Origin of the sequence: Shewanella decolorationis (assembly GCF_004354305.1) — a bacterium.
Lineage (GTDB): Bacteria > Pseudomonadota > Gammaproteobacteria > Enterobacterales > Shewanellaceae > Shewanella > Shewanella decolorationis.
In genome coordinates this window covers 44,940-69,314 of record NZ_CP037898.1, presented here as the reverse complement: position 1 = coordinate 69,314, position 24,375 = coordinate 44,940, and the positions used below count along the sequence as shown (strand labels likewise).

Genomic DNA, 24,375 nt, shown 5'->3' with positions numbered 1-24,375 from the left:
TTCCCATTAGCATAGATAAATACCTGAACTGAGGAACAGCCTAGGGTGCGCGATAAAATAAGGAGATTATATGTTCAAACTCGCTGATATCTCTGTGAGTCGAAAACTGATTCTGCAAGTCATTACAGCTCTCATCGGGGCGTTAATTCTACTAACGCTTTCAGTCACTACCTTAAAGCATAATTTAGTCACAGAGCGCGAAGCCCGGCTAAACGCAGTGCTTAGTCTCGCCCTCAGTCGAATTCAATCTTTAGAGCAAACCTTACCTACTGAACAAGCCCAACAAGCTGCGAAAGACATGCTCAACAATATGCGCTTCGATGGCGACAATTACCTGTTTGTGATTGATGAATCTCGCCATGTTGTAGTGCATCCAATCAAACAAGAACTCGTTGGCCAACAAATGGGTAATAACGGCAACGAGCAATACTGGTTTGATATGGTCAAACTCGGTCGTGATGGTCAGCAGGGAATGCTCCAATATCCATGGGTAACCAACTCAGGTAAGAAAGCGCAAAAAATGTCCTTAGTCGTGGGATTTAAACCTTGGGGCTGGATTATCGGCTCTGGTATGTTGCTGCAGGACATCGAAAATACGATTTGGCATGAATATTTGCTGATGGGAAGCACCACATTGGGATTGATTATAATCATGGCCTTGCTGGGATATGTTATCAGTCATTCCATCACCCGCCCCTTAGATCAAGTCAATAAGGCAATGAAGACTATTTCCAAAGGGGATCTCACGACTCGTATAAGTGTGGAGGGTAAAGACGAGCTTGGGAGTTTGGCCCACAATATTAACCAAAGTATGGCAGCTATCCGCGCAGCGCTAACAGAGGCCAGTGCGGGAGCAGATAATGTCGCCCAAGCGGCTTCACGCATCGCATCAACCGCCGAAGAAACCAATCAAGCGGTAAACAATCAGCGGGACCAACTCGCCCAATTAGCGACGGCAATGAATGAGATGAGTGCCACCATTGCCGATGTGGCCAATAATGCCGAAAGTACCGCTAAAGATACCAAAGAAGCCACATGGGAGGCCGGACTTGGCGATAAGGACGTGCACGCCAGTGTCGATGGTATTCATGCGCTTGCCAAAGAAGTGGAACAAGCCACGCAGCAAGTGAACAAGTTAAAAGAAGAAGTGATGCAGATCAGTGAGGTGACGGCGGTGATCAGTGCCATTTCGGATCAAACCAATTTATTGGCGTTAAACGCCGCCATTGAAGCAGCTCGTGCTGGTGAGCAAGGTCGAGGGTTTGCTGTAGTGGCCGACGAAGTGCGGCAATTAGCCAGCAGAACGAGGCAATCCACAGAAGAAATCCAAAATACGATTTCGCTACTCCAACAACGCGCAGTCAGTGCCGCTAATGCGATGGATACCAGCCGTAATCTTGCCGAAAAAAGCGTTGGCCAGTCCGCAAAAGCGGGAAATGACTTATCGCTTATCGTGGCCCATATTAAACATGTAAGCGATATGGCAACCCAAATCGCAACCGCGGCCGAAGAGCAAAGTGCAGTGGCAGAAGAAATGAACCGTAACGTCTGCGGGATTAATAGTTCGGCGCTTGAAGTGTCTGAATCAGCTACTTATCTTGCTCAAGAAAGCGAAAGCCTCGCAGAGTTATCGCTGAATCTCAATACCAAACTGGCGGCGTTTAAGCTCTAAGTTCGATGCAATTCATTAACAGGCCAACATCCTTATGCTGGCCTGTTATTTAACGACTCGCCTTGACTAGGCTCGAAATCAATGCCCGCAGCGCCGCGGGTTTAATCATTTTCGCCATATAGTGATAACCACGGCGCTGCACATCTTCCACCAGCTCTTTGCGAGTATTCGCCGTGATTAAAATGCCCGGTAACTCTTTTCCATAGAGCGCACGGATCCCATCCATCGCATCGACACCATTTTGGCCATCGTCCAAGTGGAAATCCGCTAAAACAATATCCGGCGCCACCCCTTTTAGGCCTAACTTTATGCGTGCATCGGCTAAATCCTTTGCACAAATCACCTCACACTGCCAGCGGCTGAGTAGACTCTCAAGCCCCGCCAGAATGGCCTCTTCGTTGTCAATACACAGCACTTTAATGCCAGACAAAGGTTGTAATAGCGATGGTAAGGCCTTCACCTGTGGCTGACGCACGGTTTCCCCTAAAGGCACACTAATAGAGAACACCGAACCACGTCCAAGCTGTGAAGACACTTGAATACTGTGGTTTAGTACTCGGCTGATCCTATCGGCAATCGCCAGACCTAAGCCAAGACCACTCACACTTTTACTACGCGGATTATTTAAGCGTTTAAACTCTTTGAAGATTTCACGGGTTTCGTGTTCATCAATACCACAACCCGTATCGACCACTTGGATCTCTAACTCACTACCGCGATGGCGACAACCAAACAGCACCCGCCCGCCTCGGGCATAACGGTAAGCATTGGTTAAGAAGTTTTGCAGTACGCGCCGGAGTAACGAAGGGTCAGAGTTAACCGTCGCGCTACAGGGGATCATCTTAAAACGAATTTGATTATCCGCCGCCATCGCCTCAAATTCGACCGATAACCCATTGAGCAGCTCGGATATCGCAAAGTCGCGGCGATTGACCTCCACCATGCCGGAATCGAGCTTCGAAATATCCAATAAGTCGGTGAGCAACTCGCCAGCGGTTTTAAGCGAGCTATTCACATGGGATAAGGTTGTGCGCGCCTCGCGGTCCAAATTAGGGTATTGGGACAAAGAAGCAGTAAACAATCTCGCCGCATTTAAGGGTTGCATTAAATCGTGCCCTACCGCCGCTAAGAAGCGACTCTTAGAAGCGTTCGCCATTTCTTCCTGCGCTTTGGCCTCAAGTAACTCACTGTTTAGCATGGCTAATTCGTAGGTACGCTCTTTAACACGTGTCTCAAGGGTTTCATTAGCTTCGAGTAGAGCGCGTTCCTGCTCGCGGTATTGGGTAATGTCGGTAAAGGTCATCACAAAGCCGCCATCAGGCATTGGATTGCCTTGAATTTTTATCACTTTGCCGTCTTTGCGTTGCCGCTCTGAAGTATGCGGCGTGCCATTACGCATATGCTGCACGCGTTTTTCAACCTGCGACTCAATATCACCCTCGCCACAATATCCCCGCGCCGCATTAAAGCGGATGACTTCACTGATGGGCATTCCTTGCTGCAAAAAACCTTCAGGATATTGATATAATTCGACATATTTGTAGTTCCATGCCACCAAGTTGAGATCACTGTCGATAACACTCATCCCTTCGTAGGCATGTTCGATAGCACCACGCAGCATATCTTGGCTGAGCATAATTTTGGACGAAGCTTCATCCACTAGACTAAAGACTTCATCCAAGGCCAAGTCGCGCCCCTGTAAAACCGAGTCCATTACCAAGGAGGCACTCGAAGCGCCAAGCACCCCGGCGAGTAAGCGTTCGGTGTGGGCGATAAGCTCAGGAGTCGCGGCCTTATGCCAACTGTCACTTTTAACGGCTTCAGTAGAGAATCGACTAAAGCTTTCATAGGCGCGAGTTGGACTAACAAAGCGACTGGCTAAGATCAATAAATCCTGCTGGGAGATAGGGCCATTTTTTTTATTAGCATTATTTTTAAGCTTACCGGGGCTAACAAAGGCGCTGGCTTGAATACGCTCGGCTACCCCCGCCCTAAACCAAATCGAGCCCAACACATAACAGGCAATATTGGCAAACAAGGCCGTAAGCGCATCGCGCACATTAGGCGTAATAGCATCTAATAGGTCGATATTGCCCGACACTAAACTTGTCGCGCTTTGGCTATTTGTCATGCCACTGAGCATGATGTAAAACCACAAGCTAAAACCGACAGTTAAGCCTAAAAATACCCCAGCACGATTACCGTGTTTCCAGTAAAGTCCGCCAACAAGCGCTGGCGCTAATTGGGCAAAGGCGCCAAAGGATAACATCCCAAGGTGTGATAGCGAATCGCTGTCAGCCAGTGCCAGATAACTACCGTAACCCAACCCAAGGATGATGACGATGGCTAGGCGGCGCGCATTTAACAGCATCTGCGAAAATTGACTGAAGTTTTTCTCACGGATATTGCCCGTGCGTAGCATAACAGGCACCAACCACTCGTTACTCACCATCACGCTTATCGTCACTACCGCCACAATCACCATCCCCGTCGCGGCAGATAACGTACCTAACAGCGCAATCACGGCGAGCAGAGGATGATCCAACGCAAGAGGTAAATTGATCACATAAGTATCGGCAGCAACGCTATCGCCGAGGATCAATTTACCCGCTAAGGCCAATGGCCCAACGAATAAGCCAAACAAAGCTAAATACAGCGGGAATAACCAGCGTCCCTTGGACAACACAGATTCATCGGCACACTCCACCACCATCACATGGAATTGCCGTGGCATACATAAAAACGCCGCCATGCCGACGAGTAGCTCAGGCATTAAGGCTTCGATTCGAGGATTTGGGTAATTAATTAAGGCTTTTTCGCTCGCCTGCTGCCAGATATCACCAAAACCGTCGAACACCCCAAAGCTAATCACAATCCCAACCAGCAAAAACGCCGCGAGTTTGACTAAAGACTCGAAAGCAATCGCTAACATCATGCCGGGATTATGCTCGGTGGCGTCGAGCTTACGCGTTCCAAATAGAATGGCAAAAATCGCCAGCAATGCTGTGATAAGTAGCGGAATAGTAATGCCGTTTAAAGGATCGTCTGCGGGCTGAAACAGGTTAAGGCTAAACACCATCGCCTTAAGTTGCAGGGCAATGTAGGGCATGATGCCAAATAAAGCGATGAGGGTAACAATGGCCGCTAAGGTTTGTGACTTACCGTAACGGGCGGCGATAAAGTCGGCGACCGAGGTAATATTTTGCGCCTTGGACACGAGGACCATCTTGCGCAGCATACCAAACCCTAATGTGAAGATAATGATAGGACCGATAAAAATCGGGATGAAGGACCAAAAATCCTTAGCCGACTGTCCAACCGTACCTAAAAAACTCCAGGAAGAGCAATAAACCGCCAGACTTAAGCCATAAATGCCGACCTGCAGCTTCTTGGTCACGCCGCTAAACCAACGCTCCGCGCCCCAGGCTAAAAGGAATAAAAGTGAGACATAACAAATAGCAATAACGGCGACGACTAAGGTTAGATTCATATTTTTGCTCTTTTTTCCATTATTGTGCGATAAATAATGGCTGAAATCTAGCCAGATTTTCGAGTGCAACAGCCTAAATATAAAGGAGATTTTAAAACTAGACCAAGGTCTAATGGAGTTGACGCCCCCTTGCATACCATACTCAGACCACGCAATTTTTAGAAAGGGAAGCCCTATGAGCTCGCAGTCTCTCTACAAAGTCTCCGGCAATATCGCTGCCAATGCACTTGTAAATAACGATCAATATAAAAAAATGTACCAAGAGTCGATTGTCAATCCAGAGGGTTTCTGGAGAGAGCACGGCAAACGGATCGATTGGATAAAGCCATACACTAAAATCAAAAAAACCACTTTTGACGATCATAATTTATCGATTAACTGGTTCTACGACGGCACCCTAAACGCCTCAGCCAACTGCTTAGATCGCCATCTAGCAGAGCACAGCGACCGCGTTGCCATCATTTGGGAAGGCGATAACGCCAGCGAACAACGTAAAATCACCTACGGTGAGCTGCACACACAAGTGTGTAAGTTTGCCAACGCCCTACGCAGCCAAGGCGTGCGTCGTGGGGATATTGTGACCATTTATATGCCAATGGTGCCAGAAGCGGCAGTGGCTATGCAGGCCTGTGCCCGCATCGGTGCCGTGCATTCGGTGGTCTTTGGTGGCTTTTCACCCGACTCCATCGCTTCACGGGTCATCGACGGTAAATCTAAGGTCGTCATCACCGCCGATGAAGGTATGCGTGGTGGCCGCGCGATCCCACTCAAACGCAACATCGACGATGCGCTGAAACATCCCGATGTCACCAGCGTTGAGAAGGTGATTGTGCTTAAACGTACTGGCGGCAAGGTTGACTGGGTCGAAGGCCGCGATGTGTGGTGGCACTCTCTGGTTGAAACCGCATCCGAGCACTGCGCCATCGAAGAAATGGGCGCTGAAGATCCGCTCTTCTTACTTTATACCTCAGGTTCAACCGGCAATCCCAAGGGCGTATTGCACACCACCGGCGGTTATATGGTGTATGCCTCTATGACCCACGAGTATGTGTTCGATTACAAACCTGGTGAGATTTACTGGTGTACCGCCGATGTGGGTTGGATCACGGGTCATTCCTACATGGTGTATGGCCCACTCGCGAACGGTGCGACCGTGCTTATCCACGAAGGGATCCCTAATTACCCAAGCCCAGCGCGTTTAGGCGAAATGATTGACCGTCACAAGGTGAATATTCTCTATACGGCACCGACACTTATCCGTGCACTGATGGCCGAAGGTAAACAGCATTTTGACAAGTATGATGGCAGCTCGCTGCGCATCATGGGCTCTGTGGGTGAACCCATCAACCCAGAAGCTTGGCGTTGGTACCACGAGGTCATCGGCCATGAGCATTGCCCAATTGTCGATACTTGGTGGCAAACCGAAACCGGCGGCATTTTGATTACGCCATTACCAGGTGCAACCGATACCAAACCTGGCTCGGCGACTCGCCCTTTCTTTGGGGTACAACCGGCGCTCGTGGATAACATGGGTAACATTTTAGAAGGCGCAACCGAAGGTAACTTAGTGCTGCTCGACTCATGGCCAGGCCAAATGCGTACCGTATATGGCGACCATGAACGCTTCGTGCTGACCTACTTCAAAACCTTCCGTGGCATGTACTTTACCGGTGACGGCGCGCGCCGCGATGAAGACGGTTACTACTGGATCACCGGCCGTGTGGACGATGTGATTAACGTCTCCGGCCACAGATTAGGTACCGCAGAAGTAGAAAGTGCACTGGTGTCACACGAACTGGTCGCTGAAGCCGCTGTTGTGGGCTATCCCCATGATATTAAAGGCCAAGGTATTTACGCCTATGTGACGTTAACCCGCGGCACAGAAGAGAGTGAAGAACTTCGCCAAGAGCTGCGCCAATGGGTTCGCAAAGAAATTGGTGCCCTGGCCACACCGGATCTTATCCAGTGGGCAACAGGATTACCTAAGACACGTTCTGGCAAAATCATGCGCCGCTTCCTGCGTAAGATTGCCGCGAACGAAGTGACCAACTTAGGTGATGCATCAACACTGGCCGATCCAGCCGTGATTGAGACCTTGATTGAAACTCGCTTGAATCGTAACGAGTAATCGTTATCCCGCGCTTAATCGTGACTTATCATGGTTAAGCGCAGCTTTAGCTCCTGTACGTTTGAACCTTGCTCCGTCGAGTACAGGTTCCTTTAAATGAAGCAAACCCTGTTGAGAAAGTGCCTGATTGCCCCTTTCTCTTAGTTGCCCCTCCAACCAAGGGGCATTTTTTTGGTTCTGTGTTAAGCTTGGCGCCAAACTCAATCGACCAAGAATATCTAACAGCGTGTCAGTTAATTCCAGCCCAAGCGTTACCCTCAGGGATTACCAGCAACAAGCCGTCGATGCCGCCATCGCGCATTTTAAAAAAAGCACCGATTCCGCCGTGTTAGTCCTGCCAACAGGAGCCGGGAAAAGTATCGTTATTGCCGAGCTTGCCCGTATCGCCAGAGGACGAGTGCTGGTTTTAACCCATGTGAAGGAACTGGTTGCCCAAAACGCGCAAAAGATCGGATTACTGACGACTGAGGCCAGCATTTACTCCGCTGGGTTAAATCAAAAATCGACTGACGGCAAAACCGTCGTGGCCAGTATCCAATCCGCCGCGCGCGCCTTAAATCAATTCGATGAACCCTTCTCGCTAGTGATTATCGATGAGTGCCACAGAGTCAGCCTCGAAAAAACCAGCCAATATCAGCAGATCTTAAGTCATTTACAGCAGCGTAATCCCAAGCTGAGGTTATTAGGCCTAACGGCCACTCCCTATCGGCTCGGTACGGGCTGGATTTACAAACACCATTACCATGGCAAAGTTGGCTCGCCTGAACTTGGGATCTTCGAGCAGTGTATTTTCGAGCTCCCCATCCGTCCGCTGATTAAACAAGGTTATTTAACCGCGCCCACCTTGTTTGATGGTTTAAGCGCTCAATATGACTTCAGCCAAATCAAGCCCAATGACAATGGCGAATATCCCGAGGCCCAAGTCAATGCGCTGCTAAATCACGCTGGACGAGCAACTACGGCGATTGTGAGGCAACTGATTGAACTGAGTCACCACCGCCAGGGGATCATTATTTTTGCGGCGACGGTGCGCCATGCTGAAGAAATTGTCAGCCAGCTGAACAAGAAACACAGCGAGCAAACGGCAATCGTCACGGCGCAAACGCCAGATAATGAACGTGATGAGCTTATCGAGCGCTTTAAAGCGAGGGAACTTAAGTTCCTCGTCAACGTGGCGGTATTGACCACGGGATTCGATGCGCCCCATGTGGATTTGATTGCCATTTTACGCCCCACCGCATCCGTGAGTTTGTTTCAGCAAATGATTGGCCGTGGTCTTAGGATATGTGAAGGTAAAAAAGATTGTTTAGTGATTGATTACGCAGCCAATGGCTATGATTTGTATTTTCCAGAAGTCGGCCAAGCTAAGCCCAATAGCAAATCGGTTCCAGTACAAGTGCACTGCCCTGTCTGCCAGTTTGCCAATATCTTTTGGGGATTAACCGATAATGATGGCGATATTATCGAACACTTTGGCCGTCGCTGTCAGGGCATAGTCGAGCGTCATGGGCAAAAGCAGCAATGTGACTTTCGATTTAGATCTAAATCCTGTCCCGATTGCGGACAAGAGAACGACATAGCAGCGCGTATTTGCCAGCATTGCCAGTCGACCTTAATCGACCCAGACAAACGCCTTAAGCAAGTATTGAACAAGCAGCACCATCATCTGTTCCGCTGCCAGCATATGACGTTAATGGATGATGCGGGCGATCTTAAGGTGCAATATCTGGACATTGAAGGAAACGAGTTTAATCGACGCTTTAAACTGCAAACGCCCGCCCAATGGCGTGCCTTGTATGCGTTGTTTATTTTCCCCCATAGCCGCACGCCGGGTCTTAAACCTAAGCAATACAAAAACGTGTCTGAGCTGATTGCCGATAGCGCCGCCTTTCGAATGCCGGATCTGTTACTGCTGAAAAAGCACAAAAAAGGCTGGGATCTGCTCGAAAGCTATTTCGACTACCAAGGGCGCTATCAAACTGAAAATAAACACATCTGACATTATCAATTCGGTTAGCGCTATGGTATAAAACGCTTAAAGTAATCCTAAGGAGCTATTATGTACGTTGTTATTTTTGGCCGTCCTGGCTGTCCTTATTGCGTGCGAGCAGTACAATTGTCAGAGCAACTCGTTGAAAAACGTGATGACTTTAAATTTAGATACGTGGATATCCACGCCGAAGGGATTTCTAAAGCGGATCTCGAGAAGACTGTCGGCAAACCAGTCGAAACTGTGCCACAGATTTTCGTTGATGAAAAACACGTAGGTGGTTGCACCGATTTCGAACAATATGTTCGCGATAACAATCTGTTAGGTTAATCCTAATATGATGTCAAAGGAGACCTGAGGTCTCCTTTTTTATCTAAATTATTTTTTAGAGCACGTATTTGGCCGAGAAGATGATCCGGCTTAAATCACCATCATCACCATTCTCTTTGCTGTTCTGGGCGTACATATATTCCACACCAAAGGTCAATGGTTTACTAGGGGAATATAACAGGTTGATATAGCCAGAATAGGCATCCTTATTCACCCCTGTGCCCGTTAAAGCCACATCATTATCCGCCTGCATGCCAGAAAGTGTCACACTGGTGCGCCACTGTTCGTTCCACCAATGACGGTAAGACACAAAGCCGCCGAAGGTACGAATGGATTCAATATCGCCGTTAGCATCTAACACACCGGCATTAATGTAGTTAAGCGCCATATAACGCCCTAAACCGTCACCATAGGTTGCGGTAAAGCGCAGATCATCTTTCCCAATAGGGATAATCCCCGCCACACTGGCACCGTAGCCAAAGCTTGAACTATCGATTTGGGTCGCACCGATTTTGGTTTCTAAATTGAGTTGACGAGCAATACCTGCAAACGAGAATGAGGCGCCGCCGTCCGTCTTGAGATTGTATCGCGCCACCACATCAGGCACGACACCATTACCACTGGTGATGCGTGCGCCACCTTGATTCGGAGTTACCGTTGTTTCAGGGTTTTCTATCGCAAATTGGAAGTTGCCATGGGTATAACGCAGTAACGATTGACGAGCAAAGGGCGTACCATCTGCAGCACCCACAAAGTCGAGGTTTTCGGGCAAGGCCGCAGGGTTTTGGAAAGTGGTCCAGGTTTGACCTACGGTCCAATTATCATAGGATACATAGGCATGGCGGATACGTGGTGAATAGCTGTTAGACACCCGCTCATTGCCATCTGTGTGGGTCATAAAATCCAGTTCAATAAAGCCCGACAAGCTATGGCCATCAAGGTCCGTTGCCGCCTTAAAATTGAATCGCGTTTCACGGGCTTGGAAATCCACCACTTGGTTACCATTGCCTTCTTTACCGTAAATGGTACCCGGTACATAAAACTGACGGGATAAATCCCCCGAATCGGGTGCCCCATTGCCATAATCGCTGAACATTACGTCCGCCTTGATATAGCCACCAAATTCAACGTCAGTATTTTTTAAAGAAGCCGCATTGGCAGAGCCCATAAATGCCAATAAGGTTGCAGAGTAAAGCAAGCTAAGTTTTGCTTGTTTCATTTTATGTTTCCCCAGTTGTTATTATTTGTCCGCAGCCAATATGGACAATTTAACAAGCGAGCAACATTGGCAATAAGTCTATGAGACAAAAGTAGAAAATGCTGAATATAACGCGAAAATACTTTAGGATTGCAAGCTAAAAAGGAGTTTACTAGGGAATTTTAGAGTGGTGGGTCGTGAAGGATTCGAACCTTCGACCAATTGGTTAAAAGCCAACTGCTCTACCGACTGAGCTAACGACCCATCCAAGGACTCTGAATTTTACACTTCCAGAAAAGTGGTGGGTCGTGAAGGATTCGAACCTTCGACCAATTGGTTAAAAGCCAACTGCTCTACCGACTGAGCTAACGACCCATCTAAGGACTCTGAATTTTACACTCTCAGAAAAGTGGTGGGTCGTGAAGGATTCGAACCTTCGACCAATTGGTTAAAAGCCAACTGCTCTACCGACTGAGCTAACGACCCATCTATTGGACTCTGAATTTTACACTTCCAGAAAAGTGGTGGGTCGTGAAGGATTCGAACCTTCGACCAATTGGTTAAAAGCCAACTGCTCTACCGACTGAGCTAACGACCCATCTATTGGACTCTGAATTTTACACTCTCAGAAAAGTGGTGAATCGTTAAGGATTTAAACCATTCGACTGATTGGTTAAAAGCCAACTGCCCTAGCTTTATAAAATAAGCGACTGAGCTAACGACCCATCTATCTGACTCTGAATTTTACACTTTCAGAAAAGTGGTGGGTCGTGAAGGATTCGAACCTTCGACCAATTGGTTAAAAGCCAACTGCTCTACCGACTGAGCTAACGACCCATCTTATTTACAACACTTCAAATACCGCTAACTTATTCTATTTACTAGAGTAAGTGGTGGGTCGTGAAGGATTCGAACCTTCGACCAATTGGTTAAAAGCCAACTGCTCTACCGACTGAGCTAACGACCCATTTACTGGTATTTTGCGCCCCGAACGACCTCGCCGTTCCGAGGGCGCCTATAATACCTTTTTCATTTTCCCATGCAAGCGTAAATTCCCAATTTTTTGTCGTTTGCATGAAAAACAGACTAAGAGTATGTTTTTTAGTTAATTATGCTTTAATTGCAGCCAATTGTTGTTGGGCAATGCGTGCTGCAGCACTGTTGGCGTAGTCTTTTACCACTTGTTGGTAGTATTGAGTCGCGCCGGCCTTATCACCGGTTTTCTCTGCGATCATGCCAAGCTTCACTAAACTGTCACCACGTTTGTTGGAGTCACTAAAACGGGTCACGACGGTATTGAAGGCTTGTTTAGCTTCAGCAAATTCACTCTTGTTAAACAGTAACTGTCCTAACCAATAGTTGGCATTGGCAGCATAGACTGAATCTGGATACTGTTTAATGAAGGCGCGAAACGCTGGGATAGCATCATCATACTTGCGCTCTTTCAGCACTAAGTTCACCGCACTTTCATAGCTGGCCGTTTCACTTAAGCTACTGGCGGCGGCATTGGCACTTGCTGCCACAGCAGCGGGCGTTGCAGGAGTAGAAGCAGCTGGCGCGGCAGCGGCTTTGGAGGATAAATTGGCAATTTCATCGTAAAGCTGACGCTGACGTTGTTGCATCTGCTCTATTTGATAATTCTGTTGTTCAGTCAAACCACGTAAGTCGAGAACTTCTTGCTGCAAAGTATCCAGACGGCGCTGCATATCAATTTCGCTTTGTTGTCTCGATTTTACAATGCGCTCTAAACGAGCAAGTCTGTCATCACCTGAACCACCAGCAATATCTTCAACAGGAGCAGGAGCTGCAACTGCAGCTCCTGCGCCGAAGAACATTGCCGTAATTAAGACGGCACGTTTCATCTCGTTACTCTCCGTAATTCAATCTTAGTAAACTAAAACTGCACGACGGTTTTTAGCAAAACCTTCATCGGTACGAGTGAAGTCAAGTGGCTTCTCTTCGCCATAGCTTACGATGCTCATTTGGCTAGGTTGTACACCCATGCCTTGTAAGTATTTAGCAACAGCTTTAGCACGACGCTCACCCAGTGCGATGTTGTATTCTGGCGTGCCACGCTCATCGGCATGACCTTCAATCAATACGCGTACGCTTGGGTGTTCAACTAAATAGGTACCGTGGGCTTCGAGTACGGCGGCATATTCAGTTTGAACTTCACTGCGGTCGAAGTCGAAGTAAATGATGTGTTCTTTTCTCAACTGCTCAAGTTGCTGACGTTGTTGCTCTTCAGGTGTTAACATTCCACCAATACCGCCAGTTTGAACGCCGCCACCATTCAGTTCGCTACCCGAACCGTTTGTAGAGCCCATTGCATCAGTTTCTGATTCAGAAGTTGAGCTACACGCACTAATAGCCATAATTGGAAGTGCTACCAACATAGCTTTTAACAACTTGTTCAGATCCATTATCTGTTCCTTATAAAATTAAATGTGAATAAATCGAGCTAATACATTAGAGAAACGGAGACCAAGAAGGTGATTTCACCTCGCCCTGACCTACCGGTAATCTCGCTTTAAAGCGTCCGTCCGTAGAAACAGCTGCTAAAACTTGCTTGCCTTGATACGTAGTGCCATAAATCACCATAGTACCATTAGGGGCCACACTTGGAGATTCGTCCAAACGTGTCGATGTCAGCACCTGCATAAAGCGCGTACTTAAATCCATACGTGCAATATTAAATTTACCGTTTGTGCGATTCACAAAAATCATGCTGCGACCATCAGGGGTAATTGAACCACCTAAATTCCATTCACCTTCAAAGGTTTCACGGGTCACTTTGCCTGAATTTAAATCTACACGATATAACTGTGGTCTACCACCGCGCTCGGAGGTAAACAACAATGACTTACCATCGGGATACCAAGAAGGCTCAGTATCGATGGAATAGTGGTTGGTAATACGTTTAATCGCTTTAGTGGCGATATCGATAACATAAATCTCAGGTTGACCATCCTTAGAGAGGGTCACTGCCAATGATTTACCATCGGGAGAGAAAGAAGGGGCACCATTAATGCCAGGGAAGCTACTTACCTTAGTACGAACTTGGGTGTAAAGATCCTGAACAAAAATCTCAGCCTTTTTGTTTTCAAAGCTTACATAGGCTAAACGACGACCATCAGGTGACCAAGCGGGCGACATTAAAGGCTCTGGAGAGCGCAGTAACATTTGCTCGTTATAACCGTCATAGTCGGCGATCATCAGCGAATAAGCCGCTTTCTGGCTGTGATTCACCACCACGTAGGAAATACGGGTCAAGAAGGCGCCACGGATACCCGTGAGCTTCTCATAGACGATATCGCTGATACGGTGGCCATATTGACGGAACTGCGCCGCAGAAATCACCGTTTGGCGACTGTCCATCAAAAATTCTGTCGCACTGGTAGGCCCTTTTAGCGCTTGGTTTTGCGCTTTAACCAAATCGATAAGGTCAAAACTCACCAAAAACTGATCTGTGCCATAGGGTTTTACCGACCCCACAACAACGGCTTCGGCACCTACATTGGCCCAAGCACTTGCATCAAACTGAGCTAAAGCACCGATACCACGTTGTGGTAACCCTAATTCATCTAATGGTTTAAAGGTACCGCTACGAATCAAGTCAGACATCACCACATCGGCGATCGCCTGAGGTGGTGCACCCGCACCTTGCCATTGGAATGGCATCACTGCGATTGGACGCGCCGCATCCACACCCTCAGTGATCACAATATCCAGCGCCGCTTTTGCCGGCATAGTGCAAAGCAGAACCGCCAATGCTAACCATTTTGCCAAAATTTTCATGGGACTCCTTTAATTAAACGTTGGTTCAACGATTAAGTTAATTTCTTTCATCAAGTTATAAACCGCAGGATCCGGAGACACTGGTAACTTGCCCGCTTTTAAGATCGCCGCTTTAGTTGCGCGGCACACATTAGGATCACCACCCTGCGCCTGGCTGCTGATCACAAAACCATCATTGGCTAAACGCACAGAAACGGTACAGGTTTTACCACGCATCGACTCGTCAACCACTAGGTTACGTTGAATTGTCGATTTAATCATCGCGGTGTATTTACCCACTTCCGTTTGCATTTGCTTATTCATGGTCTGCGATAATGCAGCCTGCTCGGCGGCTAACGCATCGGCCATTTCCTGCTCTTGCTGGGCACGTGCTTTGGCTTCTGCATCCGCTTTTGCCTTAGCTTCGGCTTTTGCTTTCGCTTCTGCATCGGCCTTAGCTTTTGCCTCCGCTTTGGCTTTAGCTTCTGCCTCAGCTTTCGCCTTGGCTTCGGCTTCCTTCTGCTTACGGTCGGCCTCGGCTTTTGCGGCTGCGGCCTCTTCTACTTTGCGTTTTTCCGCCGCTTTTTGTGCTGCATCTTCAGCAAGTTTACGCTCCTGCTCCTTCTGCTTGCGTTCGGCTTCAGCTTTCTGCGCTTTTTCCTTTTCCTGTTGCTGTTTTAACTGGGCGGCTTTCGCAGCATCATTGGCCTTTTGGGTCTCAATCTCCTGCTGCTTACGTTCTTCCGCTAGTTTCTTCAGCTGTGCTTGTTCACGCTCACGGGCTTGCTTTGCTTCCTGTGCTTTGCGTTCAAGTTCGGCTTGGCGCTCACGTTCGCGGCGCTCAGCATCGCGCTTTTCCTGCTTAAGCTTTTCAACTTGATTAGCCACTTTTTGCTGATCAACCATAACAGCTTTTACTGCAGGGGCGCTAACTTGTTGCACAGGTTCAGGTTTATGGGTGAAATCTATGCCAATGGCCAGAATAATTATCACGCCAATATGAATACCTGCTGAAATCGACAGAGGTAATGCAACATTTGAATTATCCGCCACCTATTTCTCCTTGGGTGAATCCGTCATCAAACCGACTGAGGGAACACCTGCCTGCTGCAGGGTCACCATCAATTGGATCACGTTATCGTAAGGAATATTTCTATCGGCTTTCACCACCACTGGGCGCTCAGGCTCAGTCACCATGATCGCCGCGACAGCGGTGGCTAGTTCATCCAATTCCATCTCTTCGTTATTGGAACCGCCCTGATTGAGGAAATAAGCACCGTCGGCATCGATAGACGCTACCACTGGTGGCTTACTGTCTGCTGGCAGAACTTCCGCCGCACCTTGAGGCAGCTCCACTTTCACCCCTTGGGTCACAATCGGCGCTGTTACCATGAAAATAATCAGCAGCACGAGCATGACGTCGATATAAGGCACCACGTTGATTTCGGCAACGGGGCGACGACGTTTACGCTGATAACCGACTTGCATTATACGCCTTCCTTCTCACTGTACGCTTGGCGATGCAGGATGCTAGAAAACTCTTCCATAAAGTTAGCGTAACCGATTTCCAGCTTTTCAACTTGGGTGGCAAAACGGTTATAAGCGATAACAGCAGGGATTGCCGCAAACAGACCCATTGCGGTTGCGATCAGTGCTTCTGCAATACCTGGCGCCACCATGGCAAGCGTCGCGTTTTCCATTGAGCCGATAGCGATAAATGAATTCATAATACCCCATACCGTACCAAACAAACCGATATAAGGGCTAGTCGAACCAATGGTTGCCAATAAAGGTAAGTTGGCCTCTAACTTTTCTAATTCACGGGATAAGGTGACGCGCATGGCACGTGAAGTCCCATCCATCACCGCATCGGGCACTTTGCTATTTAATTTATTTAGGCGTGAATATTCTTTAAAACCCGTCACAAATAATGACTCTAAGCCAGTATTATCTGGACGAGCCGATAATTCTTTATACAGACGATTTAAATCAACGCCTGACCAAAATTTATCTTCAAATTTTGCCGATTTACTTTTTGCAGATGTCAATAAGCTACGGCGTTGTAAAATCACCGTCCAAGACATTACAGACAAGCAAAGTAAAGTGAACATCACAAATTTCACTAATAAACTGGCTTGTAAAAATAACCCGACAATCGACATATCAGCTTGCACTGTCAAACTCCTGCACAATATTTAAGGGGATAGCTCGGGGCCGCATTCGTGATAAGGCAACACAGGCTACTAGCACTGTACCTTCACAATAACAGTCTCCCTGATGATCAACTAAACGTTGATGAAATACCAACGAGGCCTTTTTCAACTCTATGACCTTAGTTTCTACAATAAGGTTCTGTTCAAAACGCGCGGCTTTTTTAAAATCCAATTCCGCCCGCTTAACCACAAACGCCGTATCATCGGCTAACAGTGCAGTCTGGCTTACGCCTAAGGCTCTTAACCACTCGGTTCGCGCCCGCTCAAAAAAATTGAGATAGTTCGAATGATAGACAACGCCGCCTGCGTCGGTGTCTTCGTAATAGACTGAAATGGGCCAATTAAACGTCATTTGAAATCAGCAAATTTTGGTTGAAAAATTGACGCTTACTATACCTAGGGAAACAAGACTTGTGAATGACCCGACGAAGATATAGATAGGGATAGCGCGGGTTTCAGCGCAATTGAGGAATTTGTAAATAACAATGGGGTCAAACGACCCCATTTCATTAACATAGTTCGCTATTTTGCGAGAGTTTGCGGCAATGTCAGCCCGAAGCTTTGCCACAGGAAGCTGTAAATGTCGGCAAACTCGTCGATCTTCATCGCCGTCGGTTTGCCCGCACCGTGCCCTGCATTGGACTCAATGCGCATAATGACGGGTTTATCGCCCTGCTGCTTCTCTTGCATCATGGCAGCAAACTTAAAGCTGTGTAGCGGAACTACGCGATCGTCATGGTCAGCCGTCATCACCATAGTCGCAGGATAGGCCTGCGCTTTAACGTTATGGTAAGGCGAGTAAGCCAATAACGCAGGGAATTGCTCAGCGTTGTCGGCACTACCGTATTCGCTGGTCCAAGCCCAACCAATGGTGAACTTGTGGAAACGCAGCATATCCAGCACCCCCACGGCCGGTAACACGGCGGCAAACAGTTCTGGACGTTGGGTGACAGCAGCGCCCATCAACAAACCACCGTTACTGCGACCATAAGCACCTAACTTAGTACTGTTAGTGTATTTTTCGTTGATCAGGTATTCGGCCGCCGCAAAATAGTCATCAAACACATTTTGCTTTTTATCGAACATCCCAGCTTGGTGCCAGCTTTCACCGTAATCGGCGCCGCCACGTAAGCTTGGTACGGCGTAAATGCCACCCATATCTAACCAAGCGATGTTGGCAGGACTAAAACGCGGTGTCATTGAAATCGCAAAACCACCATAGGCATAGAGTAGCGTTGGGTTTTGACCATTCTTCACCAGCCCCTTCTTGTAGGACACCATCATAGGGACGCGAGTACCGTCCTTACTGGTGTAGAACACTTGCTCAGACACGTAGTCATCGGGATTGAATGAAACCTGCGGCTTAGCGACCACTGTCGACTCTGCGGTTTTAAAATCGAACTTATAGGTAGTTTCGGGTTGAATATAGCTGTTAAAGACATAGTAGAAATAGTCTTTACTCGCCTTGCCGAAAGGTCCGGCGACATTACCTTTACCAGGTAAAGTGACATCCTGACGCTTTTGTCCGCCCATGCTGAAAATCGATAACTGTCCCAATACATCGTGCAAATAACTCACGACTAAATGGTCATTAATAATGGCCACTTTATTAATAGGATCTTTCGATTCTGGAATAATGGTTTGCCACTGGGATTTATCACTATTACGGGTATCGATGGCAATCACTTTACCGTTTGGCGCATCTAAATCGGTCTTGAAATAAAATACGGCGCCATCATTACCTAAAAACTCATATTCCGCTTCGAGGTTAAGGATTAATTCCACCACCTGCGCTTTAGGTTCAAACAGTGATTTATAGAAGAAACGATTACGTTTGTCTGTGCCTTGGGAAATTGACAACAGTAAATATTCGCCCTGCTCAGACACATCGATGCCGAAGCCCCAATCTTTATTTTGTGGGCGTTCGTAAATCAATAAATCTTGGCGCTGATCTGTGCCTAATTTGTGGTAATACACTTTTTGATTAAAATTCACATCGGCCAGTAAATCACCACCCGCTGGCGCATCGTAACGGGCATAGAAAACACCTTGGTTTTCCTTATCCCACACTGCGCTGGAGAATTTAATCCAGTTGAGCTCATCTTTAAGCTTTTTACCCGTGGCAATATCGATAAACTGCCACTGCTGCCAGTCAGAGCCCGACTTAGACACACCATAGGCTAAAATCTTGCCGTCATTACTGACAGAAACACCGGAAAGCGCCACAGTCCCATCGGCTGAAAAACCATTTGGATCGAGTACAGGTTTCTCAACTCCATCTTTGCCTTTTACATAGAGCACCGATTGCGCTTGTAAACCATCGTTACGGTAATAAAACTGGTTATCGCCATTCTCGAAAGGAGCTGAGATTTTCTCGTAGTTCCACAGCTCTGTGATACGGTCAACCACGGCTTGTTTATTGAGGATCTTCGCCAAGTATGCTTGACCAAAGGCCTGTTGTTCTTTTACCCAACTTTCGGTTTCTGGCGTGTTTTCTTCAAGGTGACGGTAAGGATCCGCCACTGCCACACCGTGAATTGTCTCGACTAAGCTGTCTTTTCGAGTTTCTGGGTAAACCAATTTGTTGGCGCTGACCTGCTGTGCAGCCTCTTCTGGCGTATTGCCACTCTGGCAGGCGGCCAACGCCATGCCCAATGTGGCCACTAATAAACCTTGCTGGGCAAGGCGAAATCTTAATGCCATCTTTTATCGTCCTTTTGGTGATGTCCGGCTTAACGCTCTTTTGCAGCAAGTACTATACAAGCAAAATTTTTCATGGCAATGCCGCAGCAAAAGATGAGCTTTTCTAGCGAAGAGGCAAGATTTAACAAAGTGGTAGCAATGATGAGTTTATTGAAGTGTATTTTTATGCATTAATTCTGACTGACAAGTTGTTAATCAAGCTAAATAGTGACTTAAGTGAGCCAGATCACTTAATTAATCATTAGTTTTGCTAATGCGTCTGGGCAATTTTTCTCGTTTGCTTGAGCCCTTGGGACGCACTAGAATGTGCTTGTTTTCAGGAGATATCCGCTAGCGGATATGGAAAACAAAGAACTTTTAAGCTGGTGTCTTTTTAAGATGTCAGTTCATCCCTGGTTCTTATGCTTGACTTCCTTCCTTCAATTTGTTGATTGCAAATGCATTTTTTGCGGCCCGCTTAGATTAAGCGGGCTTTTTTTTTATTTCGATTCAAACATACCGTGAAAATCTAGCGATTTTCAGTCGTCTTTTGTTACATAAAAATCTAATCCTCTTCCCTAAAAACGCAGCAATGACCTCATGCCTTAGCGTCACTCTTAGCATTGCAGCACTTAAATGACTCAGATTGGAATAGCATTCATGCGTTTACGAGATGCACACTTCAGAAATGACAATGCCAAGTCCGAAGACTTGGCATTGCTGTTTGTAACGTACTAGAACTAGGCGTAACACTATCTTATAAGCGATAAGTTACGGCCATTAACTTTTAAACACGATAACTCACATCAGTGGCTTACTGATCCGGATAACGACGCGGCGGTTGAGTGCTCGCTCCTCAATATCATCATTCGACGCCACATGACGGCGCTCACCATGGCCGACGGTCACAATTCTATCCTGAGGAATACCGCTGGCGACAAAGAAATCTTTTACCGATTCTGCGCGCTTATCCGAGACTTTTTGGTTAACGGAGCGGCCACCGTAACTGTCGGTATAGGCATCGACTAACACCAGTTCTACATCAGGATCGTAAGATAGATATTCCTGAATACGCGAAAGCTGCTGCTGTGAGAAACGGGTTAAATTGGTCCCACCTTCTTCGTAATTCAGTACGGTAAAGGCAATATCTTCGAAGCTGTAGGGCAATAAGTGCGATAGGCATGACTTAAACTCAGCATATTTACGGCCAAAGTTCGCCGCCGACAGCCCTACGGCAATTTTATTCGATTCGTTATACCAATCGGCATAATAAAAAGTGGGTTCCATACCACGGCTCAACTCAGTCAACATTGACCAAGCGGCGCGCTTAGGCACTTCACCATTAAAATACTTTTGGTAACGTAGTGAAGTGATTTCTTTCGATACCACACCAGGACGCCACTGGGGGGCGCGACTCATCAAGGTCGCCTGTGTAACTTGGTCCGGTTTCACCCACATGTCCAAGGTAAAGTTAAGGTTTAACTGTTTACCCGCTTCGCTGGTGAAAATCGCCTTACCGTAAGATGGAATATCATGCTCAAGACGGCATACGATGGGGCTGTTTTGACTGACTCGCCATTGGGATTCGCCCAAAGAGGCCACATAGTGGCGCAACTCTGCCATTGCAGTTGCTGGAACGCATAAAATTGATACTAATATCAGTTTTCGCCACATAGCCCTTACTCGTGTTTATTCGGTTACGAAGTTTTATCGGCAAACTTTTTAGTTCCTTTAGCTCATAAAACCACCAATCAAACATGACACATCCTAGTACATTTAGCATAATAGCGCCCTGTGATTTTTCTTGGGTACTTTAATGAGTGATATTAGCGACGCAAACAAATTGAAACACCGATTTCGAGGCTACTTTCCTGTAGTGATAGATGTCGAAACCGCGGGCTTCAACTCTCAAACCGATGCGTTGCTGGAAATAGCCGTCACGCTGTTAAAAATGGATGATGAAGGCTTGCTCGGGATTGATAAAACCCTGCATTTCAATATTGAGCCCTTTGAAGGCGCCAACTTAGAACCCGAGGCACTGGCCTTTAATGGTATCGATCCCACCAATCCATTACGCGGCGCTGTAAGCGAAAAAGAAGCCTTCTTGGAGATTTTTAAAGCCGTTAAAAAGGCGCAGAAGGCCTCGGATTGTCACCGCAGTATTATCGTGGCGCACAATGCTGCCTTCGACCATGGTTTTGTGAGCAAAGCGATTGAGCGCTGTGACTTAAAACGCTCCCCCTTCCACCCTTTTGCTACCTTTGATACTGCGACACTCGCAGGTTTAGCGATTGGCCATACCGTGTTGGCCAAAGCCTGTATTATGGCGGGTATCCCCTTCGATAATAAGGAAGCTCATTCAGCACTCTACGATACCGAGCGCACCGCTGAACTCTTTTGTTATATCGTCAACCGCTGGAAATCTTTAGGTGGCTGGCCACTCTTAGCCAGCAACGAACCTGATGATTCGGATAGCGAAGCATAGTTTTACCAACAATTGCCTTGTCCCGTCCTGAAATAAGTTGACACTTATTTCCACCTAAAACAAGAAAGCTGCCATTTGGCAGCTTTCTTTTTACCTAACTAAAGGTTTGCAAATTACAGAGAGCTTGCGTTTTCTGCTAAGTAAGCCGCAACACCTTCAGTGCTTGCGTTCATACCTTTGTCGCCTTTTTCCCAACCCGCTGGGCATACATCACCGTGCTCTTCGTGGAATTGCAGAGCGTCGATCATACGCAGCATTTCGTCAACGTTACGGCCTAATGGCAGATCGTTAACCACTTGGTGACGTACCATACCTTCTTTGTCGATCAGGAATGAACCACGGAAAGCCACGCCAGCTTCTGGGTGCTCAACATCGTATGCTTTACAGATGTCGTGTTTAACGTCAGCAACTAAAGTGTATTTCACTTGGCCAATACCACCTTTTTCAACTGGGGTGTTGCGCCATGCGTTGTGAGTGAATTGAGAATCGATAGACACACCGATCACTTCAACACCACGCTTAGTGAACTCTTCCATGCGGTGATCGAAAGCGATCAACTCTGATGGACAAACGAAAGTGAAGTCAAGTGGATAGAAAAATACAACCGCTGGCTTACCTTTGATGGCCGCAGTTAAGTTAAAGCTATCTACGATTTCGCCAGAACCTAATACAGCTGCAGCAGTAAAATCAGGAGCCGGACGGCCTACTAATACGCTCATTTTATATCTCCATCTATGAGTTGAACTAACTATTAAAGTAAAACATCCCCTAAACACGCTTGCACCGATTTGCGCAAGTGTCTTTGAGGGAGCTTACCAATCAAATCTTTAGGCATTATAAGTCGTGCGTTTTGCCTTACAACCTATTTAAGACCAATATCACATTTTTCAAGGGCATTTTGACACTACTGCTTAAGGATAGAGCAATCTAGACGAGTGGTAGGCGTTCGAGCACACATTCGTCTAACAGTAAAAACCCACCCAATTCACATTTTCAGATATTTTTCAGATTAAGCCGCCGTAAACTGGACAGACACGGCCTTTGCAGTCAAAAATAGTCCCTTTGGTTTACAGAATTAAGATATTGTCTATGAATGCAGTCGTTATTGCAGTGTGTTTAATGTTAGCCCTCAGTTTAGCGAGGGTGAATGTGGTGATTGCACTCACTATCAGTGCCCTCGTTGCTGGTTTAGTGGGGGGAATGGATCTGCATCAAACGATTGATGCCTTCAATACGGGATTAGGTGGCGGCGCACAAATTGCCCTCAGCTATGCCTTACTCGGGGCGTTTGCCGTAGCACTATCCCATTCGGGCTTAACGACCTTGATCTCCAACTCCATCATTAAAAGCCTTGGCAAAGATCCCAATGCCACCAACACCAACTGGGTCCGCTGGTTATTGTTGTTATCTTTGCTCGTGATGTCGATGGCATCGCAAAATATCCTGCCGATCCATATTGCCTTTATTCCGATATTGGTACCGCCGCTACTGCATGTGATGACCAAGCTGAATATCGACCGCCGTCTGGTAGCCTGCGTGCTGACCTTCGGTCTTGTCACTACTTATATGATTTTACCCGTGGGCTTTGGTGGGATTTTCTTGAATGATATTTTACTCTCTAACCTTACGGGCAATGGATTGGTTGCTGTACGCGATCAAATTCCCCCCGCTATGCTGATCCCCGCCGCAGGCATGGTGGTCGGCCTGCTGATCGCAGTATTTTTCAGTTACCGCAAACCTAGGGTTTACGATGAAGCTAAAGTACTCACAGCAGAGCCAGAAGAGAGCCTCAATAAACGCAATATCGCTATCGCCGCATTTGCGATTCTGGCGACTCTGTTTGTGCAGCTAGAGACAGATTCAATGATCTTCGGCGCCTTAGTCGGCTTTATGATCTTCAGTTTTTCAGGCGCGCTTAAGCACGTTGCCGACCAAGATATTTTCACCCAAGGCGTGCGCATGATGGCCAATATCGGCTTTATCATGATCTCCGCAGCAGGTTTTGCTGCGGTAGTCAAAGCAACCGGCGAAGTCGGCACGCTTGTCTCGTCATTAAGTTCATTAATTGGCGACAATAAAGCCCTTGCTGCCTTTTTGATGTTACTGGTCGGTCTTTTGATCACTATGGGCATTGGCTCGTCTTTCTCGACCATTCCTATTATCGCGACCATTTATGTGCCCTTGGCGCTAAGCTTTGGTTTTTCTGTGCCCGCAACTATCGCGTTAGTCGGCACCGCTGCGGCATTGGGTGATGCGGGCTCACCAGCGTCTGACTCTACACTGGGTCCAACCTCGGGTTTAAATGCCGATGGTCAGCACGACCATATTCGCGACAGCGTTATTCCAACCTTTATCCATTACAATATCCCCTTACTGGGCTTTGGTTGGATTGCCGCCATGGTACTCTAGG

18 protein-coding genes and 7 tRNA genes are annotated in these 24,375 nt (G+C 47.3%); 6 read left to right on the top strand and 19 right to left on the bottom strand.

Translation table 11 applies throughout. The annotated features are described in order from the left end of the window. The first annotated feature begins 70 nt into the window (after nucleotides 1–70). Complete coding sequence (locus EYR25_RS00330) at nucleotides 71–1,672, top strand: methyl-accepting chemotaxis protein (protein WP_133178141.1); 1,602 nt, start codon at nucleotides 71–73, stop codon at nucleotides 1,670–1,672. A 49-nt stretch (nucleotides 1,673–1,721) separates the two neighbouring features. Here EYR25_RS00330 and EYR25_RS00325 read toward each other — a convergent pair whose 3' ends face one another. Then, nucleotides 1,722–5,162 carry a hybrid sensor histidine kinase/response regulator gene (locus EYR25_RS00325; RefSeq protein ID WP_133178140.1) on the bottom strand — a complete coding sequence of 1,147 codons (3,441 nt, stop codon included), beginning with the start codon at nucleotides 5,160–5,162 and terminating at the stop codon, nucleotides 1,722–1,724. A gap of 175 nt (nucleotides 5,163–5,337) precedes the next feature. Here EYR25_RS00325 and acs point away from each other — a divergent pair, with 175 nt between their 5' ends. The 3 genes from acs (at nucleotide 5,338) to EYR25_RS00310 (ending at nucleotide 9,610) form a co-directional block, all read left to right on the top strand. Then, complete coding sequence (gene acs / locus EYR25_RS00320; RefSeq protein ID WP_133178139.1) at nucleotides 5,338–7,290, top strand: acetate--CoA ligase; 1,953 nt, start codon at nucleotides 5,338–5,340, stop codon at nucleotides 7,288–7,290. Between the two features lie 226 nt (nucleotides 7,291–7,516). Further along, the gene (gene radD / locus EYR25_RS00315; protein ID WP_133178138.1) at nucleotides 7,517–9,289 is read left to right on the top strand and encodes a DNA repair helicase RadD; all 1,773 of its coding nucleotides are present in this window, start codon (nucleotides 7,517–7,519) and stop codon (nucleotides 9,287–9,289) included. 60 nt (nucleotides 9,290–9,349) lie between these two features. Beyond that, entirely contained in the window at nucleotides 9,350–9,610 is a 261-nt protein-coding gene (locus EYR25_RS00310) for a GrxA family glutaredoxin (protein WP_011072684.1), read from the top strand. Nucleotides 9,611–9,665: 55 nt separating this feature from the next. Here the strand turns inward: EYR25_RS00310 and EYR25_RS00305 are convergent, their stop codons facing one another. From EYR25_RS00305 to motY, 17 genes are all read right to left on the bottom strand, one after another. Beyond that, entirely contained in the window at nucleotides 9,666–10,829 is a 1,164-nt protein-coding gene (locus EYR25_RS00305) for a DcaP family trimeric outer membrane transporter (RefSeq protein WP_133178137.1), read from the bottom strand. Between the two features lie 167 nt (nucleotides 10,830–10,996). Then, nucleotides 10,997–11,072 (bottom strand) — tRNA-Lys (locus tag EYR25_RS00300). A gap of 35 nt (nucleotides 11,073–11,107) precedes the next feature. Beyond that, nucleotides 11,108–11,183: transfer RNA gene (locus tag EYR25_RS00295), tRNA-Lys, on the bottom strand. A 35-nt stretch (nucleotides 11,184–11,218) separates the two neighbouring features. Beyond that, nucleotides 11,219–11,294, bottom strand: a tRNA-Lys gene (locus EYR25_RS00290). A gap of 36 nt (nucleotides 11,295–11,330) precedes the next feature. Continuing rightward, nucleotides 11,331–11,406 (bottom strand) — tRNA-Lys (locus EYR25_RS00285). A 36-nt stretch (nucleotides 11,407–11,442) separates the two neighbouring features. Continuing rightward, nucleotides 11,443–11,533: transfer RNA gene (locus EYR25_RS00280), tRNA-Lys, on the bottom strand. A gap of 36 nt (nucleotides 11,534–11,569) precedes the next feature. Next, a tRNA-Lys gene (locus tag EYR25_RS00275) sits at nucleotides 11,570–11,645 on the bottom strand. 54 nt (nucleotides 11,646–11,699) lie between these two features. Then, nucleotides 11,700–11,775 (bottom strand) — tRNA-Lys (locus tag EYR25_RS00270). A 142-nt stretch (nucleotides 11,776–11,917) separates the two neighbouring features. Further along, nucleotides 11,918–12,670 carry a tol-pal system protein YbgF gene (gene ybgF / locus EYR25_RS00265; RefSeq protein ID WP_023267870.1) on the bottom strand — a complete coding sequence of 251 codons (753 nt, stop codon included), beginning with the start codon at nucleotides 12,668–12,670 and terminating at the stop codon, nucleotides 11,918–11,920. A gap of 24 nt (nucleotides 12,671–12,694) precedes the next feature. Then, nucleotides 12,695–13,231, bottom strand: a complete 537-nt coding sequence (pal, locus tag EYR25_RS00260; RefSeq protein ID WP_023267869.1) for a peptidoglycan-associated lipoprotein Pal — start codon at nucleotides 13,229–13,231, stop codon at nucleotides 12,695–12,697. A 46-nt stretch (nucleotides 13,232–13,277) separates the two neighbouring features. Further along, entirely contained in the window at nucleotides 13,278–14,606 is a 1,329-nt protein-coding gene (tolB, locus tag EYR25_RS00255) for a Tol-Pal system beta propeller repeat protein TolB (protein WP_023267868.1), read from the bottom strand. 9 nt (nucleotides 14,607–14,615) lie between these two features. Continuing rightward, nucleotides 14,616–15,638, bottom strand: coding sequence for a cell envelope integrity protein TolA (tolA, locus tag EYR25_RS00250; RefSeq protein WP_133178136.1), 1,023 nt, complete (start codon nucleotides 15,636–15,638; stop codon nucleotides 14,616–14,618). After that, the gene (tolR, locus tag EYR25_RS00245) at nucleotides 15,639–16,073 is read right to left on the bottom strand and encodes a protein TolR (protein WP_011623130.1); all 435 of its coding nucleotides are present in this window, start codon (nucleotides 16,071–16,073) and stop codon (nucleotides 15,639–15,641) included. It abuts the gene before it with no gap. Continuing rightward, a complete protein-coding gene (tolQ, locus tag EYR25_RS00240; protein ID WP_011626518.1) occupies nucleotides 16,073–16,759 on the bottom strand; it encodes a protein TolQ in 687 nt (228 codons plus the stop codon). The genes tolR and tolQ overlap by 1 nt, the downstream gene beginning before the upstream one ends. Further along, a complete protein-coding gene (gene ybgC, locus EYR25_RS00235; RefSeq protein WP_011626519.1) occupies nucleotides 16,749–17,150 on the bottom strand; it encodes a tol-pal system-associated acyl-CoA thioesterase in 402 nt (133 codons plus the stop codon). Before ybgC ends, tolQ begins: the two co-directional genes overlap by 11 nt. Before the next feature lie 170 nt (nucleotides 17,151–17,320). Beyond that, nucleotides 17,321–19,501, bottom strand: coding sequence for a prolyl oligopeptidase family serine peptidase (locus tag EYR25_RS00230; protein WP_133178135.1), 2,181 nt, complete (start codon nucleotides 19,499–19,501; stop codon nucleotides 17,321–17,323). A gap of 780 nt (nucleotides 19,502–20,281) precedes the next feature. Beyond that, a complete protein-coding gene (motY, locus tag EYR25_RS00225) occupies nucleotides 20,282–21,154 on the bottom strand; it encodes a flagellar protein MotY (RefSeq protein WP_039978495.1) in 873 nt (290 codons plus the stop codon). A 142-nt stretch (nucleotides 21,155–21,296) separates the two neighbouring features. On the opposite strand from motY, the gene rnt reads away from it, so the two are divergent. After that, nucleotides 21,297–21,965, top strand: a complete 669-nt coding sequence (gene rnt, locus EYR25_RS00220; protein ID WP_133178134.1) for a ribonuclease T — start codon at nucleotides 21,297–21,299, stop codon at nucleotides 21,963–21,965. A gap of 113 nt (nucleotides 21,966–22,078) precedes the next feature. Here the strand turns inward: rnt and EYR25_RS00215 are convergent, their stop codons facing one another. Continuing rightward, entirely contained in the window at nucleotides 22,079–22,684 is a 606-nt protein-coding gene (locus tag EYR25_RS00215; RefSeq protein ID WP_011623136.1) for a peroxiredoxin, read from the bottom strand. A 370-nt stretch (nucleotides 22,685–23,054) separates the two neighbouring features. Between EYR25_RS00215 and EYR25_RS00210 the strand changes: the two genes are divergently transcribed. After that, nucleotides 23,055–24,374: a Na+/H+ antiporter family protein gene (locus EYR25_RS00210; protein ID WP_133178133.1), complete on the top strand. Its 1,320-nt coding sequence runs from the start codon at nucleotides 23,055–23,057 to the stop codon at nucleotides 24,372–24,374. The last annotated feature ends 1 nt before the right edge of the window (nucleotide 24,375 follow it).